Source organism: Bdellovibrio sp. 22V (assembly GCF_030169785.1).
In the GTDB taxonomy this organism is placed as follows: Bacteria; Bdellovibrionota; Bdellovibrionia; order Bdellovibrionales; family Bdellovibrionaceae; genus Bdellovibrio.
Genome location: NZ_CP125854.1, coordinates 1,742,422 through 1,757,920, shown reverse-complemented (window position 1 = coordinate 1,757,920; position 15,499 = coordinate 1,742,422). Strand labels below are relative to the sequence as shown.

Sequence of the window (15,499 nt, the reverse complement as noted above, 5' to 3'; positions counted from 1 at the left end):
TTGATGAGAGGATTTTAGTGTCCCCAACGATAGCCTAGGGAGAACATATACAAAGAGTTTGTCACGCTGACGTTGGAAGGAGTTGCACCCGTACTTGGGTCGGGCAAAGACGCTGCTCCGTCAAAGACGTTTCTTTCCGTGCTGGCTCCCAGATTCCAAATCATCTGACTTTCGCGCGTGAATTTCCATTCACCGCCAAGATCAAGTCCGAAACGAACGCTTTCTTCAGCCGAACCTGATGTCACAGAAATACTTGTTCCCGACTCCGAGTGTTGCAAGCGAGGAAAGAAGCTTCCGCCAATAACCCATGCATAACTTGTCGACGTTGGAATTCGCGCCTTTAAACCTACACCCAATCCTGTTGACTTAATTCGCGGGTGCGAATCATTGTCACTCGGAGTATTCATCTTATTGTCACTGAACAAAACGGAAAACTCCACCGAGCTTGATTTGCGGGAAACACCAAAGAACTTTCTAAAGTTCAATCCCAGATCAACAAACTCATACTTCGCAGGGACACGAGATTGATCGGCGTTCAGAGAATCCACATCCGCAGCAAATGAGAACATCACTTGGCCACTAACACCGATCAAGGGCGTAAACCAAACATTCGTTTTAATCTTAAGCGCGTTGAAATAGCTCTGATAATCCCTGAACGAGTAATTGGATTGGGAATCGTTGTAAGTCACAACGGGCATCACATCCAATTCTACGCGATTGTTGCGAATATCATCAGGATGAATCTGCTCGCGGTAGAAATCGTAAATTCTTTCCGCACCATTCGAGAAAAGACTTTGCGCCTGCTCGCCCAAACCAGGCTCTTGCACCTCAGGAGCTTCCGGTGGCGCTGTCAGAATCGGGTTCACTACAACTGGACCTGTCGTCACGACAGTCGCTGTCGGCTTGCTTTCAGCCGCTTTTGCCTCAGCAGCTTTTTTCTCTGCCGCTTTCTTTTCTTCAGCTAACTTTGCTTGGCGTTCCGCCTCTTGGCGCGCCTTTTCTTCAGCGGCCAATTCTTCTGGCTTCAAGGTACGAACTTTTAGACCGTCAGAATCCGTCACGACAGGAGCCGCCTCACCCTCAGAGGCAAGCTTTCTTGTTTTCGATTTACGTACTTCATAACGTCCAGAAGAAAAACCCTCTAGACCCACCTGTGCCATTGCTGGCGCATGCGAGAACAAAAAAAGAAGAGTCACAAGGAAAGAAAGATATGAATTCATAGAAATTCTTTCGGCTCTCGGTCCGAATTACTTGACGTCAAATTGACCTGTTTTCAGAGAGCGGGCAGAATTATTTTATGAAATCATTTCCTCTGAGATTTATCTTCGTCGCGTCCTGTTTCATTTCTATATCGCTTCCTTCTTGGGGCCAGACTAATGCCCAGAACGTCTATGTCAGCGCTGTCGACCAAGATCTGGCGATCAAGTCCATTGTTCTTGTGCCCACAACGGACAATGTCGGCGGGATTTATGCGCGCCCCGTAGAAGAGGAACTGCGCCAGCTTCTTAACGATGACAAACAATGGTCTTTGGCGAATTACCCACAAGACGTCAAAGTGAAATCCGAAACGTTAGATGAAAAACCTGGCGACGTTCAGAAAATTCTTCAAGCCGCAAAGAGCGAAGCGGCACTGACATCACGAATCGTACGTGGCTCTCGCGGTCTTTCTATCACTCTTACTCTTTTTGTGGGACGCGAAGGTTTGCCTCTTCTGCAAGAGTCACTCAATGAGTACAAAGGATTTGAAACGGCGGATGTAAAAGCCGAAGTCAGAAAACTTTTTGAGAATATCAAATATCGCATGCCTTTCCGCGCGACGATCCTGAGCCGCCGTGGGCAGCAAGTCACTTTGAATCTGGGAAGCGCTTACGGAATAAAACCCGATAGCCGCGTTTCCGTCGTGCAAATTATCAAAATCAATCGTCACCCAAAACTGAATTTCATGGTGAGCACCGAAAAGGAAGTCTTGGGGCGTGTGAAACTTTTTAAGGTGGAACCGTATCTGAGTTTCGGCGCCATCGAAATGGAAAGAGAACCCGGTGTCATCACAGTAGGCTCCAAAGTGATGCCTGATGAGTTTGTAAAATACTCCGTTCCTGTGACAACCCCTTCCGGAAAAGTTTTGCAGGATATCACTCAACGTCCAGATAAAGATGTCGCTTTCGGTGAAGAGCCGCAAGAATGGCTGCCGACGATGCCTCCGCAGTTTGGAAAAATCGAGCTGCTCGCGGGTCTTTCGAATTACACACAAAACGTGAATTTAAACACGGCAGGCTCAATCAGCGGCAGCAGCAACCTTGCTCCGAACATCATGGTACGTGGCGAGCTCTGGCTTAATCCCGAATGGTATTTCGGCTTGCAATTGCGCCAATCGGTTTTTGAAATTGATAATGGTCTGAGCGGTTCTTCGCCAAGCAAATTGAACATGTCGATGAGTCAATATGGCGTTAACTTTGGTTACAACTTCCTGTTAACCAGCGACTTCTTCGGACCGAAACTTCAGGTTGCCGCGGGTTTCATGAATACAAACTTTAACGTCGATGACAGCACACCTACAGCCTTCACAACGATGAAGTATGGCGGTTTCTTAGTCAGCATCGCCGGCCAATTTCCGTTGTCAGAGGAAATGCCCGTCGATATCGGCGGTAAATTTGATTTCTACATGAATCCAAGCGTAAGTGAAAATCTCAGCAGCGGAGCTTCAGAAGACAGTAGCATCAATGCATTTAGTTTCTTCGTAGATTATAAAATGAAAACGCGTTTCAAAATTCGCGGCGAAATCCTGCTTGAAAACTACAGCACGGACTTTAGCGGCACCGGAGAAAGAACTGATCCCGCTTCCAGCGCCAGCCATAAAATGACAACGTTCATGGGTGGCGTTCAGTATCTGTTTTAAGATTTTTTCTTAGCCGCCTGAAAGCGGTAACCCATTGAAAGCAAAGCATCGAGCCACTTCGTAGGCAGGTGCTTTGCCAAGAACGCCTGAATACGTATTCCTTTTCCCACAAGATAGTAAGCGCGCGGATTTTTCGCATTAATGGCGCTCATGACTGTGTCTGTGACCCAAGACACAGGAACCGCGCTCTTAGCGACCTCCGCCACAGCGGAATTCAAATTCTCAATGGCTTCACCATAAACTTTCAACTGATCACCTGTAATAAACTTTTTCAGCTCATTACTGTGATGAATCGACTTATCCCAAATATCCGTCTTAATGGGACCAGGCTCGACAAGAACAACATTCACACCGTGAGAGCGCAACTCTCTTCTTAACGCATCCGAGATCGCTTTCACCGCGAATTTGCTGGCGCAGTAGGGGGCAAGATAAGGGGAAGAAATTCGGCCACTGATCGAACCAATGTTAATCACAAGCCCACGATTTTGGCGAAGACGTGGCAAAAAATTTTTAGTTACCGAAACAAGTCCGAACACGTTGACTTCGAACAAGGATTTCCACTCTTCGAGAGGCAAGGATTCAATCGGTCCGCCTAAGGCCACACCGGCATTATTAACAAGAATGAACTTTTTATCGGAAGGATTTTGCGTAATTGTTTGTACTGCCGATTCGATGTCCGTCGCCGACGTGACATCGAGTTTTAAGACTTTCAAGTTTCCGGGATATTTTTCTGCAGGAGCTTTAAGAGTTTCTGGTTTTCTCGCCCCGGCCCATACAACATCTCCCCTTTGCAGAAAAGACTCTGTCAGCGCGTAACCAATTCCAGAGGAAGCTCCCGTAATTAAAACTTCATGCATAAGATACTCCATAAATAAAAAAAGCCTGGGTTTGATCCCAGGCTTTTTAATGATGCTACTTCAGCTTAAGCGACTGCCGTCGCTACAGCACTGTGGCCACTGGCCTACATCATTCCACCCATACCGCCCATGCCGCCATGGTCAGGCATTGCAGGAGCTGCAGTCTCTTTCTTAGGAGCTTCAGCGATCATTGTTTCAGTTGTAAGCATCAAAGACGCAACAGAAGCTGCGTTCGTCAAAGCACAACGAACAACTTTAACTGGATCGATAACACCGTCTTTGATCAAGTCAGTGTATTCGTCAGAGTAAGCGTTGAATCCCCAAGTAGCAGATTTGTTTTGAAGGATACGATCCAAAACGATCGCGCCATCAAGACCTGCGTTTGCAGAGATTTGACGAATAGGCTCTTCACAAGCGCGTTTGATGATCATCGCGCCGAAACCTTCTTCTTCAGAGAATTTTGTTTTATCAACTTTTTGAGAAGCGCGAAGCAAAGCAGTACCACCACCAGCTACGATACCTTCTTCAACAGCTGCGCGAGTCGCGTTCAAAGCGTCTTCTACGCGGTGTTTTTTCTCTTTCATTTCAACTTCAGAAGGAGCACCAACGTGGATAACAGCTACGCCGCCAGCCAATTTAGCCAAACGCTCTTTCAATTTTTCTTTGTCGTAGTCAGAAGAAGTTTCTTCGATTTGCGCTTTGATAGCAGAAACGCGAGCAGTGATGTCCGCTTTCTTACCAGCACCATCGATAACAGTTGTGTTGTCTTTGTCTACAACGATGCGTTTCGCAACACCAAGATCAGCAACTGTAGCTTGCTCAAGTTTGCGACCGATGTCTTCAGAGATTACTTTCGCGCCAGTCAAGATCGCGATGTCTTCAAGCATAGCTTTACGACGGTCACCGAAGCCAGGGGCTTTAACAGCACAGATGTGAAGAGTGCCACGAAGTTTGTTCACAACTAGAGTTGCCAACGCTTCGCCTTCAACGTCCTCAGCGATGATCAACAATTGACGACCTTGCTTAGCAACGCCTTCAAGAATGCCGATCATATCTTTCATAGAAGAGATTTTTTTGTCATAAACAAGAACGTAAGCGTTCTCAAGAACTGCTTCCATTCTTTCTGCGTTAGTTACGAAGTATGGAGAAAGGTAACCACGGTCGAATTGCATACCTTCTACAACTGTTACTTCAGTTTTAGCAGTTTTAGATTCTTCGATAGTGATAACGCCTTCTTTACCTACTTTATCCATAGCGTCTGCAAGCATTTGACCGATTTCTTTATCGTTGTTTGCAGAGATAGCACCCACTTGCGCTACTTCGTTAGAACCTTTCACAGGTTTCGCCATAGATTTCAACTCATCGATAACAGTTGCTACCGCTTTGTCGATACCGCGTTTGATTGACATTGGGTTGTGACCTGCAGAAACAAGTTTCGCGCCTTCGCGGTAGATCGCTTGAGCCAAAACAGTTGCAGTTGTTGTACCGTCACCAGCCTCATCGTTAGTTTTGGAAGCAACTTCCTTAACCATCTGAGCGCCCATGTTTTCGAATTTGTTTTCCAATTCGATTTCTTTAGCAACAGTGACACCGTCTTTAGTGATAAGAGGAGAACCGAAAGATTTGTCGATAACAACGTTACGACCTTTTGGTCCCAAAGTTACTTTTACTGCGTTCGCAAGAGTGTTCACACCTTTCAAGATGTGTGCGCGAGCGTCTTCTGAGAATGTTAATACTTTAGACATAGTTTTCTCCGTTTAAATTATTAAATTAAAAGCGTTCGCTTAGTTGAAAACACCCAAGATGTCTTCTTCGCGCATCATTAGGTATTCGTTGCCTTCAAGTTTCAACTCAGTGCCCGCGTATTTGCTGAAAAGCACTTTGTCGCCAACTTTCACTTCAAGAGGAAGAATTTTTCCATCTTCAGTGATACGACCTTTACCAGTCGCAATGATTTCGCCTTTTTGTGGTTTTTCTTTTGCTGTATCAGGGATGAAAAGTCCGCCAGCGGTTTTTTCTTCTTCCGCCATTCTGCGAACAAGAATTCTGTCGTGCAAAGGACGAACGCCAATTTCACTCTTAGCCATGTGTGCCTCCGTTTATTTATATAACAACGAAGGTAATATGAATTGCCCCGTGTAGGAGTCAAGGTCAGGTGCTGAAATTTTCTTCCGACACGACGAGTAAATTCGGAAATATTTCAGAAATTTTAGGGACTTATTTTGAGGTCTATTTTAGAGGGTCTTTCCCCACGTTCGCGGCGCTGGCAGGCAGGTCGGAGGTTTGAGCTCCGAACACAGAGTTCGCGTAAGCCGTCATCAACTCCGCCACTTCTTCGGGGGTCAATTTACCAGCCACTTCATTGAAAGCCGACTTCTTATCTTGGACTTTCGTTAGATACCCCACGAAGTAGTCTGTCACAGAAAGATCCTTCGCCACTTCAAGGTCATAAAGCTCCTCACGAAGCTCTCTTTCCAGTTTCTCGACGGAAATATCTTGGCTCGCGACGGCTTCCAAATGGGATTTATGAGCAAGATTGGGGTCCATGCCTTGAGCCATCTGACGAACTTGTTTTTTCGAGTCGATTTGCGCTTTCAAAGAGTTAATACGTACTTGAGAAAAAGTGACTTTCTCGCCCTTCCATTCGCGATAGCTTTTAACTCCTGCACCCGCTTCAAATGCGAAAGCAGTGAGGCTCCAAAAAGCGACTACGGGTAAGAATTTAAGAAAGCGCATGGGGACTCCTAACAACAAACGTGAGATATCCGAGACCCCTTAGTACAAGCCTTGTGCCGCTGGAAACATGACTCAATTGCAATATATTGATTTTGAGAACCTATGGCGGCCCATTTGTGTTACTTTGAGACGAAATTAGTTAGACAGATAAGACGAGGTTGACGGCAGGAGCCCGAAACAAAAAAACCAAGTCTTGTGGACTTGGTTTCTTCTTTTTCACAACTAATAAAGTTGGCTCAGGAGGAGGGACTCGAACCCCCGACCCAGCGGTTAACAGCCGCTTGCTCTACCGACTGAGCTACTCCTGAACTCGGTGAGAGACTATAATTAGGGCCTTGGCGACTTCTTGTCAAACGAAAATCATGAACTACGGACTGTTGAATCGTTCTAATATTTTCATTAAGCCCGGGCAAGAAAAGGGCATGCCTTTGACTCTAAAAATGGCCGTGCCTTGCGCTTGTTCGAGCGAAACGGGATTGCCGGAGCCCTCGGTCAACGCTCGCAAACGAAGCTTATAAACCGGCTCCTGACCGCCCTCCATAGAAAAGCCCCCGATCATAAGTTCGCAGACGGCAGAGATATCTTGTTTGGAAGTAAGGACTCGAGAAATCTCCCCCGAGTCAGAGTAGAGTTCAACCGATGTAACCCCCTCAGGGCACCAGTTCAACATTCTTTGGTCGCCGCCGATGAGAAGGCCCACGAAACTATTCGGATCGTCGGCTTTTTGCTGCACACTCGGAGATTTTAAGGCTTTGATACCGTAAAGAACCGCCGCCAACGAAAGAACCATCATAAGAACTTTGATTACCAATCCCATTTTCATGGAATAAATTTAGATCAAAGGCCGATCAGATCGAAAGAATTAAATTATTATCAGCTTCTTGCTGCGTGGCGATAATCTGTTTTGTTGGAAATAAATTCGGAGAGAAAAAATGGTGCACTCGAGAGGATTCGAACCTCTGACCACATGATTCGTAGTCATGTACTCTATCCAGCTGAGCTACGAGTGCACTGTGAAAGAGAAGTATTGATAGACTGCGGCCACCGAAAAATCAAGCATTCTTGATAAATTTACAAAAAGAGTCGGGTCAAAGCCTTGATTAACGGGCCCCGCTATGGCAGTTTGAATCCTCAGTCGAGAAAACCGACCGCGGAAAGGTGGGTGAGTGGCTGAAACCAAGCGTTTGCTAAACGCTCGTACACTCAAAAGGTGTACCGCGGGTTCAAATCCCGCCCTTTCCGCCACTTTTTTAAGCAGCTCCGATTCTTATTTACAGTTCATGATGCCAGTATCAACAACAGTTTTTGCAAGCTGATCGTTCAAAAGAGTCAAACCTGCGTTCGTAACTTTGTTCCCTTTTTCAAGAGTCGCAAGTTCACCGCTGAATGTAAGTTCGTTCGTCGTTGGACCGCTCTTAATTCTATAATAAGTCGCAATTCCGTCGTCTGTTTTGTCTTCTAGTTTTTCATAGACTTCAAACTCAACAGGGCTGCGCTTGTCTTGTTTTACTGTGATCGTGTTGTCGGCTTTATCAATAGAGATAGCAAATACAACATTCTTGTCAGAGACGCATTTAACAGTCGTTGCGTGAACAGTTGCAGAAGCTAAAAGACAACCGATAACAAGAGATACGATTTTCATAGGGGACCTACCTTTGGTTTATAAAAGGCGATCTTAAACGATCTCGTGTAAATCTAACAGTGAGAGGTTTAGAGTTTGCAAATTCTCTTTGAGTGAAAAAACTTTAAACACAAGAAACCGGACTCGCGTGGTAACGGCGGTGTCCTCTCACCCTAATCGTCTTTGGAGATACCACCCATTTCCTCGTTGGCGACCGGAATGATGTTCATATGAACTTGGTAAAGACGGCGGCCTTTATATTTGTCGGGATTAAATTTGAAGAGCTGCTCATTCACGAAGTTTTGCATATTGCTTAAGAACTCCGTGAACTCCTGCGCTGTCAACGGAAGGAACAGGCTTTTAACACGACGCACTTCTTTGGGGAGCAACAACGCCTTCTTCGCTTCGTCCAAACTATTCATATAAAAAGCGTTCATTCCTATGTCGCCGAAGTTATCAGCCACTTTGAAAGATTTTTTTAAAGTCACATAGCGAAGACCTTCTTTGCGAATCAGCTGCAGGCTTTCTAACTTCTCGAGCGCCGCAATAACTTCGTCAGTGAAACAGCTTAAAAGCCAAGCCAAGTTTTTTGGCGATTGCTCTAAATCAGTGAAACTCAAAAGGACCTGTAGGCGCGGGAGCAAGGGGTTCGATAAAAAGTCGAAGTGCGATTCGATTTCAAGCTGATCTAATTCGGTTTTCAAAATCTGCACTAATTTTTTTCCGAATAACTCTTTGTGCGCCTGCGTTTTGCTCTGGGTATAGTGAACCAAGTTGATGAAATATTCTTTTTCAACCGGCGGCAAATTCAGATTTTCAGCAAAGATCGCCAATATCTTCGGATTAAGGGGGCGCTTACCAAGCACTAGAATTCGCACATAGGATTTATCGTTCAGACCTAACTCTTTCGCCCAAACGTCATAGGAGAATTGAGGGTCATTTTCTTTGTGAAATTGATAAACATCCTGGAGAAACTGAATGGCATTAAGGTACTTTTTCACTTCTGGTTTCATATTTAAAGCCTGCGAAGGTTTATTCCCAAATGCAAGAGTGGACAATTTGTTCACTGCAAACAAATTTCTGCGCCAATTAGTGCCTCTTGACCAAAAAAACGACATCTTTCATAGCTGCCTTTCTCCATTAAGTGCTTAAGAATATTAAATATTCCAGAAATGCCGGACCTGCGCATACCCGTTGCTTAGATAAATTGCATACATATTTTGTCGTTTCTGCCTCATGAACTCATGCTGGCGTGCTCGCAAAATCTAAACAATACAGAGGGAGTTTTTATGAAAAACTTGAAAAATTTTGCGACGGCTGCATTGATTCTTTTAACTGGTTCTGTGGGCTTCGCAGGTAATGGACAAATCGGTTCAGCAACAAACAAGGTCTCTTCAGTTGCAAAGGATTTAACGTTGTCTCTGTCAGGAGGACATGACCGATTTATGTATCAAAATGGGACGGTTTTCTCTGCTAAGGCCGGAAGCAGAGCCGGAACAACTCCAACGATTTACACAAGATTATTCACATCATTTGATGCATCCAAACCTTATTGCGATATGTGGAGCGTCTCTGCGGAAACAAAAGCAGGCGAACCCGTAGAAGGCACAGTCATCATTCCACAAGGAACGGCCTGGCAGTCTACATATCTTGAGGGCATCTCCTCAAGCGGAGAACCTGTTAGAGTTCACGTTTACTTAAGCTGTTTTAAGGGCGTGATTGACGGTCAAAGAATCGACATTGATGCGACAAATAGAGATGAAGTAATCGCAGTAACAAAAGGGCTTGTTGAATATAACTTTTAATCTGAAAAAAAAGGGCTGACTCTTTAAGTCAGCCTTTTTTATTTTAGTATAGCTTCGAAAGCTCCATGGAGTACTTACCCGGAGCATATTCGCTCATACGCTTCTTATAAAGATCCTGGAAGAACTTATCTTTGACAGAATAACTAGCATACGGATAGATCGCAATACCGCCGCGTGGAGTGAACTCGCCCACTACTTCGATGTATTTCGGTTTCATCAACTTCACCAAGTCATCACAAATCGTTTGTACACAGTCTTCGTGGAAGTCCCCGTGATTGCGGAAACTAAAAAGATAAAGCTTCAAAGATTTTGATTCGACCATTTTCTTATCCGCGATGTAATTGATAAAAATTTTCGCGAAATCAGGTTGGCGCGTCTTCGGACACAATGAAGTGAACTCCGTACAAACAAAAGTCGTCCATGCAATCTTGCCTGGATTCTTGTTGTCAAAAGCTTCCAAAACCTCCGGAGCATACGTCTCTGGATATTTTGTTTGATTCTCGCCAAGGGCGAAGTTTTCTAGTTCTTTTGCATCTCTGCCGGTTTTCTTTTTCATAGGGTTCTTTTAGTTCATGTAGTTATGAGGTTCAATAGCTACTTTTTCTTTGCAGGTTTCTTTGAATTAGCACTGGGCTCACGCCCGCCGCAAGAACCCTCTTTTACGAGCTTCATTCCAGAATCCATATCAGGATGAAGAGGATCTGGGACACGACGATTGATATCGTCTCTCATAAAACGAGCTGTATAGGGTTTATCCGGAGAGGTCAGTTCCTTAATTTCCGCCGCTGTCTTTAGAGATTCGACGTGGCCACGATAGTTTTTAACAGGCTCGTAAAGACGTCCTTTGAGAGTCACAGGGTTATCGACATAAACACTCGCCAATTCCTCTAAATCCGACGCCAACGTGAGAACAGCCTCACTCATGGATCCTTCGTAAAGTTTAAGGACAACCTTTTCATCCATCTTGCGCAGAACACCTTTGAATTCATATTCGCCGCATTTAAAATTATCCTGAGCAAAAACGCCTAGTGGTAGCAGGCATATCCACATTGTTAACAGGCTTTTCCACATATGGTTCATAACTGAAAGCTCCTACAAGGATTTGGTTTTTTACTTTTATCTGAGTAGTGGTCATAAAGTTTATTGTAAATATCCCGCTCCGCTTGGGCGACGGCGTTCGCTTTCCAATAAAGGCCCCTGTCTCGCGAAGTATCGGCGACGGCTCGCTCGTACTCTTCGTTCGATTGACTCCAGGCTCTGTACTCTTGAGAGTTTATAAACTTTTTATAAACTTCATACTCCGCTTTTGATTTTGCGTCCATTCGACCCGTCGCCTCGAGTTGGCGAAGAGCAAGAAAACCGGCTTCAAAATTTTCAAAGCGCCCACAAAGCTGGTAGTTGGTGACAGCGAGGCATTTCTCGTTGTTTGAGTTATTCGCTTTGATAAGCTTTCTTGCAATTTCGTTTCTTGCTTGCAGATATTCTTTAAGCGCTTTATCGAGTTGCGCTTTTTCATACTCCAGCTTGGCTTGTCTAATGCCCAAGCCCACGCCCGCGTAATGCATAAGTCCGGTCTCACGATCAATCGCACTAAAATCACGCATAAGTCGTTTATACGACGGCGAAGACGTGGTCGCACAAGAAACATTGTTTCTAAGATCGTGATCCAAAGCCGTTCCCGTCGACATCGAGTCTGATATGAATTTTGTCGCAGCGTAAGCTTGTTTTCCGGCATCCGTTGAAATCTGCGGAGCGCCCGGAGATAAAGATCCGTCTCTGTTTCGCCCCTTCAGGAAAGCTTTCTCGAGATTAGTTCCTTTTGCGAGACTCTTTGCGATCATTTCCCCGCCGTTGTTGTATCCGACATTGTCAGAAGCGGCAGAAATGACACAGGTTTTGTCACTCGCAAGGTTCAGAGTCGCTCCGGAGTGACAAGAAAAATCTAGAATCGCAAGTTTTACGCCCTTGGACTCCGCCAGATTACGAAGCTCAAGAAGTTTATCCATGTTGAAGTCTTGATCCGTCGTCGTAACACTGTGGGACCTTTGCGGAGTTCCCCCTTTACGAAGTCCGTGGGTCGCCACAGTAATCATTAACTGATCGCCACTTTTCAAAGTCCCATTTAGAATACTGTCTTTAAGCTGCGCGATTTCGGCATTCATATTCGCCGCCGTCATCGGTTTGTTTTTTCCACCCGTCATTGCATCCGCAATTCTTTCTGAAGTCGGGTGCCCGCCATTAAAATAAGACTTCGTCGACCAACCACTTCCTGCATTGAAGGGTTGAAAGGCCATATAAGTTTCGTCAAAGATAGTGCCCGGAGTGGAAGGTTCTCCACCTCCGCCAAAGAACACGGCTACTTTTTTTGCATGTGCCGACATGGAAACACTGGTAACAAAAACGACCAAAGCCAGAGTCTTAATCAACATTACTAATTCCCGCGTATTTCGCTAACCAATATGCGTAGAGATAATCGACTCCCGCATTTTCAACACCTTTCGCATGACCTTCGCTGAATCCGAAAGCCTGATCCTTCCAAAGAAATCCGCTAGAAAAAGCCGTGAGTTCAAAGACAGGATAACTGTAAAGTCCTTGATAGAAATAATAAATCGGAGGTTCCGGTTTCTTGACGGATTTCCAGAAAAGTCGTGGAATCGGTGACATGCACCAGTCAGGTCTTAACGAGTGATCTATGCTCACATCCAAGTTGGGTCGAGGATACGGAATTTCCCGAAGACCCCAAACGGATTCAGCCAAAGACTTTTGGAATTTATCATCGCTGCTTTCAGAGCGAAAATGACCTCCGCGAGTTCCGTGTCTATATGCGAACGTGTAAGCGCCCATTGTCAGAAGATGTCTGCGTGCCGGCGAATACGTGACCCATGCATCCATCAAACGCTCTCGCATTTTGTCGCGCACGTTCGTGTTACCCAGAATATCAGCCAACATAATATCCGTGATGTCGCCAACCATGCTTAGATTGATGCCGCTCCAATCTGCAGATCCGTGCCAATAAAACGTAGTATCGAAATTGGTTCCAATTTTGTTTTTAACCGTGTTGAAAGATCTTTCGTAACGTTCTTTAAGAGATGGATCGTTATTGATCCACGCAGCCAATCCCAGGGCCGCCGGTTTGTTTTGTTCCTTTTCTTGAATGATGCGAAGACCTTCAAGTTTTTTCGATTTATCGCGAAGCTCATTCCAAATTTCCGTATCGGTTTTTGGAATCACAAGAGCGGCCCAAAGAAATCCATGCAGAATTCCCTTCACCATGTCGTTGTTTCCACCTTCGAGCCAAATCAGGTTGGCATGTTTTCCACTCCCGCGATGCCATTTTTCCGGAATTGGATTTGCAGGATTATAAACCGCAAGAGTTCTTGCGAACTCTTTTGAATTTCCGGTGATCTCAATCAACGTCATGAGACCTTGCAAAGATTTGCGTACGTTTTGCAAAGCTTCTGTATCATTGGTGTGTAAATAGCGCATCGCTTGCGATGCTAGATACATTCCTGTCCAAAGCGTCGAATCTCCGTCTGGAGCATAAGAAACCAAGCGGCCACTTTCATCCAAAACGGCATGCGATACCATACCCGCTTCGTTGAGGTGGAAATCTCGTGTATTGCGATCATAGCCTTTTGCTTTCTCATCTAAAGTGGGAGCATAAGCATTTCGTTTTACGACAGACTCCGTAATGCTGATGTCATCAGTGACCTTGTTAACCACACGAATGATATCTTTGTTGTGTCGGTAAAATTCAAAATCTGTCGGATCAAAGACGACGTAAGGCTGTTCGTCTTTGAATTCCGGACGGTCTTTGTAAGATTTAACCAAGGGATCTTTGTCGTATCCGATATCTATCTTGAAAGCCTTAATGACTCCGCGAACGACAAGAGGAATTTTCGGACCCTTGGCATCCAGATTTTTTCTTTCGTTCGTCCAAAGAGGTTTTGCCTCAAGATCTCTTCGAGTTGTTATCCACTCGGTATAATCGGAAACTTTTTTATCACTGAACTTCGAAGCGAGTCCCGCGGGAGACACAACGAAGCGAGATAAAACGGTGATCGGATTTCTAAAGTCGGAAGGTTGCCTTTTTTCGGAGCCCAATTTCGTGATGAAATCGCCTTGGCGAATATCATATGAGATCGTCACAGAGTCGTTTGTAGCGACAGCTTTTCCGGTCCAAACCTCTTGAACCTTCAATCCATCAAAGAAGTAGTTGATGTAGGTAATAACGCGAATGACGTTATAAGTACCATCGTTGGATTTTCTTAATTCAAGTTCACCGTTGTAAGGCCCCCGTGTGGACGACGTTCCTTGAAGAAACCAAATGCCTTCCATTCCACGGCCTGTTGCTTGTATAGAAGCAATGTCTCGCGGAATCTGTTTTTCTGTATGAGTGCATGAATTCAGAAGAAAAACGCTCAAAAATAAAAAGAGGAATGAACTCATATGTTTCATTCCTCTATTGTCTCTAAGAAGGGCCTAGGGCAGGAGTCCTGAAAGGACAACCTCGTCTTTAGTAGGGAACCTTATCGAGTTTGCTTTGCCACTCTCTAAAAACGTCCAAAGCTTCGGCGTGAGCACATTGGATCATTGGCACTTTGCGGTCTTTAATGTCTTTGGGAATTTCTTGATAAAGGAAATCATCATCAAAGTCGATATCGGCAGCATCTTTGCGGGTATTGCCGTAATAAATCTTCTCGATACGAGCCCAGTAAATCGCTGACAAACACATAGGACATGGTTCGCAGCTCGTATAGATTTCAGCGCCTTCAAGGCTGAAATTTTTTGCGTTTTCGCAGGCGTTACGAATAGCCACAACTTCTGCGTGAGCCGTAGGGTCATTGGACGAAGTCACTTTGTTCCAGCCTTCGCCAATGACTTTGCCATCTTTAACGATGACAGCGCCAAACGGACCGCCGGCACCTGCCTGCATGTTTTTTCTAGAGAGCTCAATGGCTCTAATCATGAATTCCTTTTTCATAAGGGAGACATAGTGGCGGGAGTCGTGGCGATAGTCAACTATGGCCTAATTCCGTAAAGTAGTTAGACACCACCGTCTAACAAAATTTGTCCATTTTTAAGACTGGACCTCATAATAACGCAAATACGCCTTTTAAATTTGGTCTTTGGGTTGCATATCCAGCGGTATCACTGAGGTTACAATGAACGTTGTTAGATTACTCATTTTGTTTATATTAATACTATCTGGAAGCCGTTCTTGGTCTGCTTCCACCCTGGTTTATTCTTTCAATAGTTCGGCCTCCTATGACCAGTGCACCAGCCACGGTGGCAAAGGCGGCACAAATACCTTCTGTGTTAAACGTGCTTGCGCCAACCATACCGCCGTGGACGCGCCCATCGGATGCTTTTCTAAGGGCTACATAGATCTCGTTGACGCTGAAACCTACAAAAAAGAACAAGAGGCCAATGCAGCTCGAATTCAAGAGCTTGAAAATCAACTTTTGCAATATAAGCAAGAACTCGCAAGAGGCCAAATTGATGTAATGGAGACGATGATACAAGACCCTCAGTTTAGATCCGCACTATTAAAACAACTTAAGGCGGATCTAAAAAGGTAGTG

The 15,499-nt window shown here is 45.0% G+C and carries 16 protein-coding genes and 3 tRNA genes; 4 read left to right on the top strand and 15 right to left on the bottom strand.

All coding sequences use genetic code 11. From position 1 onward, the window contains the following. Window positions 1–14: 14 nt before the first annotated feature. Complete coding sequence (locus QJS83_RS08415; RefSeq protein ID WP_284608738.1) at window positions 15–1,220, bottom strand: hypothetical protein; 1,206 nt, start codon at window positions 1,218–1,220, stop codon at window positions 15–17. A 77-nt stretch (window positions 1,221–1,297) separates the two neighbouring features. Between QJS83_RS08415 and QJS83_RS08410 the strand changes: the two genes are divergently transcribed. Then, a complete protein-coding gene (locus tag QJS83_RS08410) occupies window positions 1,298–2,896 on the top strand; it encodes an outer membrane protein (RefSeq protein WP_284608737.1) in 1,599 nt (532 codons plus the stop codon). Here the strand turns inward: QJS83_RS08410 and QJS83_RS08405 are convergent. From QJS83_RS08405 to QJS83_RS08375, 7 genes are all read right to left on the bottom strand, one after another. Next, the gene (locus QJS83_RS08405; protein WP_284608736.1) at window positions 2,893–3,753 is read right to left on the bottom strand and encodes an SDR family oxidoreductase; all 861 of its coding nucleotides are present in this window, start codon (window positions 3,751–3,753) and stop codon (window positions 2,893–2,895) included. The two genes, QJS83_RS08410 and QJS83_RS08405, sit on opposite strands and share 4 nt — an antisense overlap. Before the next feature lie 104 nt (window positions 3,754–3,857). Then, window positions 3,858–5,498: a chaperonin GroEL gene (gene groL / locus QJS83_RS08400; protein WP_284608735.1), complete on the bottom strand. Its 1,641-nt coding sequence runs from the start codon at window positions 5,496–5,498 to the stop codon at window positions 3,858–3,860. 39 nt (window positions 5,499–5,537) lie between these two features. Then, on the bottom strand, window positions 5,538–5,840 hold the full coding sequence (groES, locus tag QJS83_RS08395; RefSeq protein ID WP_284608734.1) for a co-chaperone GroES: 303 nt from the start codon (window positions 5,838–5,840) through the stop codon (window positions 5,538–5,540). 142 nt (window positions 5,841–5,982) lie between these two features. Next, window positions 5,983–6,489 (bottom strand): hypothetical protein, encoded by a 507-nt coding sequence (locus QJS83_RS08390; RefSeq protein WP_284608733.1) that lies wholly within the window; start codon window positions 6,487–6,489, stop codon window positions 5,983–5,985. Window positions 6,490–6,721: 232 nt separating this feature from the next. After that, window positions 6,722–6,797 (bottom strand) — tRNA-Asn (locus QJS83_RS08385). Window positions 6,798–6,856: 59 nt separating this feature from the next. Beyond that, window positions 6,857–7,312 (bottom strand): hypothetical protein, encoded by a 456-nt coding sequence (locus QJS83_RS08380; RefSeq protein WP_284608732.1) that lies wholly within the window; start codon window positions 7,310–7,312, stop codon window positions 6,857–6,859. A 110-nt stretch (window positions 7,313–7,422) separates the two neighbouring features. Further along, window positions 7,423–7,499 (bottom strand) — tRNA-Arg (locus QJS83_RS08375). Window positions 7,500–7,641: 142 nt separating this feature from the next. Here QJS83_RS08375 and QJS83_RS08370 point away from each other — a divergent pair. Further along, a tRNA-Ser gene (locus QJS83_RS08370) sits at window positions 7,642–7,734 on the top strand. A gap of 22 nt (window positions 7,735–7,756) precedes the next feature. Here the strand turns inward: QJS83_RS08370 and QJS83_RS08365 are convergent. After that, window positions 7,757–8,131: a hypothetical protein gene (locus QJS83_RS08365; protein ID WP_284608731.1), complete on the bottom strand. Its 375-nt coding sequence runs from the start codon at window positions 8,129–8,131 to the stop codon at window positions 7,757–7,759. Between the two features lie 152 nt (window positions 8,132–8,283). Next, a complete protein-coding gene (locus QJS83_RS08360) occupies window positions 8,284–9,123 on the bottom strand; it encodes a TIGR02147 family protein (protein ID WP_284608730.1) in 840 nt (279 codons plus the stop codon). A gap of 276 nt (window positions 9,124–9,399) precedes the next feature. Here QJS83_RS08360 and QJS83_RS08355 point away from each other — a divergent pair, with 276 nt between their 5' ends. After that, window positions 9,400–9,915, top strand: coding sequence for a hypothetical protein (locus QJS83_RS08355; RefSeq protein ID WP_284608729.1), 516 nt, complete (start codon window positions 9,400–9,402; stop codon window positions 9,913–9,915). Window positions 9,916–9,958: 43 nt separating this feature from the next. Here QJS83_RS08355 and queF read toward each other — a convergent pair whose 3' ends face one another. Genes queF through QJS83_RS08330 form a run of 5 tightly spaced genes read right to left on the bottom strand, consistent with a single transcriptional unit; the run spans window position 9,959 to window position 14,899 of the window. Further along, window positions 9,959–10,471: a preQ(1) synthase gene (queF, locus tag QJS83_RS08350; RefSeq protein ID WP_284608728.1), complete on the bottom strand. Its 513-nt coding sequence runs from the start codon at window positions 10,469–10,471 to the stop codon at window positions 9,959–9,961. 38 nt (window positions 10,472–10,509) lie between these two features. Further along, the gene (locus QJS83_RS08345; RefSeq protein ID WP_284608727.1) at window positions 10,510–10,995 is read right to left on the bottom strand and encodes a hypothetical protein; all 486 of its coding nucleotides are present in this window, start codon (window positions 10,993–10,995) and stop codon (window positions 10,510–10,512) included. Then, window positions 10,992–12,344: a hypothetical protein gene (locus QJS83_RS08340; RefSeq protein WP_284608726.1), complete on the bottom strand. Its 1,353-nt coding sequence runs from the start codon at window positions 12,342–12,344 to the stop codon at window positions 10,992–10,994. The genes QJS83_RS08345 and QJS83_RS08340 overlap by 4 nt, the downstream gene beginning before the upstream one ends. Beyond that, window positions 12,334–14,373 carry a hypothetical protein gene (locus tag QJS83_RS08335; RefSeq protein ID WP_284608725.1) on the bottom strand — a complete coding sequence of 680 codons (2,040 nt, stop codon included), beginning with the start codon at window positions 14,371–14,373 and terminating at the stop codon, window positions 12,334–12,336. Before QJS83_RS08335 ends, QJS83_RS08340 begins: the two co-directional genes overlap by 11 nt. Window positions 14,374–14,431: 58 nt before the next feature. Further along, the gene (locus QJS83_RS08330) at window positions 14,432–14,899 is read right to left on the bottom strand and encodes a nucleoside deaminase (protein ID WP_350159273.1); all 468 of its coding nucleotides are present in this window, start codon (window positions 14,897–14,899) and stop codon (window positions 14,432–14,434) included. 181 nt (window positions 14,900–15,080) lie between these two features. Between QJS83_RS08330 and QJS83_RS08325 the strand changes: the two genes are divergently transcribed. Continuing rightward, window positions 15,081–15,497, top strand: a complete 417-nt coding sequence (locus QJS83_RS08325; RefSeq protein ID WP_284608723.1) for a hypothetical protein — start codon at window positions 15,081–15,083, stop codon at window positions 15,495–15,497. Window positions 15,498–15,499: the final 2 nt, after the last annotated feature.

Excerpts from the sequence above, each read along its gene's own strand:
- QJS83_RS08405 (WP_284608736.1), bottom strand. The coding sequence starts at position 3,753 with ATGCATGAAGTTTTAATTACGGGAGCTTCCTCTGGAATTGGTTACGCG.
- groL (WP_284608735.1), bottom strand. The coding sequence starts at position 5,498 with ATGTCTAAAGTATTAACATTCTCAGAAGACGCTCGCGCACACATCTTG.
- QJS83_RS08325 (WP_284608723.1), top strand. The coding sequence starts at position 15,081 with ATGAACGTTGTTAGATTACTCATTTTGTTTATATTAATACTATCTGGA.
- QJS83_RS08380 (WP_284608732.1), bottom strand. The coding sequence starts at position 7,312 with ATGAAAATGGGATTGGTAATCAAAGTTCTTATGATGGTTCTTTCGTTG.
- QJS83_RS08355 (WP_284608729.1), top strand. The coding sequence starts at position 9,400 with ATGAAAAACTTGAAAAATTTTGCGACGGCTGCATTGATTCTTTTAACT.
- QJS83_RS08410 (WP_284608737.1), top strand. The coding sequence starts at position 1,298 with ATGAAATCATTTCCTCTGAGATTTATCTTCGTCGCGTCCTGTTTCATT.
- QJS83_RS08360 (WP_284608730.1), bottom strand. The coding sequence starts at position 9,123 with ATGAAACCAGAAGTGAAAAAGTACCTTAATGCCATTCAGTTTCTCCAG.
- QJS83_RS08330 (WP_350159273.1), bottom strand. The coding sequence starts at position 14,899 with ATGAAAAAGGAATTCATGATTAGAGCCATTGAGCTCTCTAGAAAAAAC.
- QJS83_RS08340 (WP_284608726.1), bottom strand. The coding sequence starts at position 12,344 with ATGTTGATTAAGACTCTGGCTTTGGTCGTTTTTGTTACCAGTGTTTCC.
- QJS83_RS08390 (WP_284608733.1), bottom strand. The coding sequence starts at position 6,489 with ATGCGCTTTCTTAAATTCTTACCCGTAGTCGCTTTTTGGAGCCTCACT.
- QJS83_RS08335 (WP_284608725.1), bottom strand. The coding sequence starts at position 14,373 with ATGAAACATATGAGTTCATTCCTCTTTTTATTTTTGAGCGTTTTTCTT.
- QJS83_RS08365 (WP_284608731.1), bottom strand. The coding sequence starts at position 8,131 with ATGAAAATCGTATCTCTTGTTATCGGTTGTCTTTTAGCTTCTGCAACT.
- QJS83_RS08345 (WP_284608727.1), bottom strand. The coding sequence starts at position 10,995 with ATGAACCATATGTGGAAAAGCCTGTTAACAATGTGGATATGCCTGCTA.
- groES (WP_284608734.1), bottom strand. The coding sequence starts at position 5,840 with ATGGCTAAGAGTGAAATTGGCGTTCGTCCTTTGCACGACAGAATTCTT.
- QJS83_RS08415 (WP_284608738.1), bottom strand. The coding sequence starts at position 1,220 with ATGAATTCATATCTTTCTTTCCTTGTGACTCTTCTTTTTTTGTTCTCG.
- queF (WP_284608728.1), bottom strand. The coding sequence starts at position 10,471 with ATGAAAAAGAAAACCGGCAGAGATGCAAAAGAACTAGAAAACTTCGCC.